Raw genomic sequence first — 433 nt, 5'->3', positions numbered from 1 at the left:
GAAGGCACGGCCATCGATGTCTGCTGCCGACTTCACGCCCAGCTCGATTTCGCCAGCGTCTTTGTAGACGTCGTCGCCTTGCGCTTCGTGGGTGTACGGCGCGCTGGTTTCACCGGCCTTGATAGTGACGGTGGCGTTGTTGCTCAGCGTCACGACCAGGTCGTGAGCCAGGGCGGTGTTGATGTGGACGGTGAAGGTCGGTTTGACGTTTTCAGCCACCGAAACCTGATCAGCGGTGATGGTCACCTTGACCAAGTCGCCCTCGTTGCCGGCACCCGGAGTACCCGAGCCAGGCTCATCGGTGACAGCAGTGCTGACCGGAGTCTTGTCCAGAACCAGGTTCTCGAACTTGCCAACATCGGCGCCATCAACCGAAGCGATCGATTTGATCACTGGGTCGTTGGTACCGGTGTAGACGTTGTCCGGTGCGATA

General features: G+C 59.6%; 1 protein-coding gene. It reads right to left on the bottom strand.

The features are described from left to right. On the bottom strand, positions 1-433 hold a 433-nt coding region (locus tag HU750_RS27020; RefSeq protein WP_186683391.1), incomplete at both ends, for an immunoglobulin-like domain-containing protein.

It is taken from the genome of Pseudomonas sp. SWRI50 (assembly GCF_014269095.1).
GTDB classification, from domain to species: Bacteria; Pseudomonadota; Gammaproteobacteria; order Pseudomonadales; family Pseudomonadaceae; genus Aquipseudomonas; species Aquipseudomonas kermanshahensis.
Note: the sequence above shows the minus strand (reverse complement) of the source record. Positions and strands in the feature narration are given on the sequence as shown.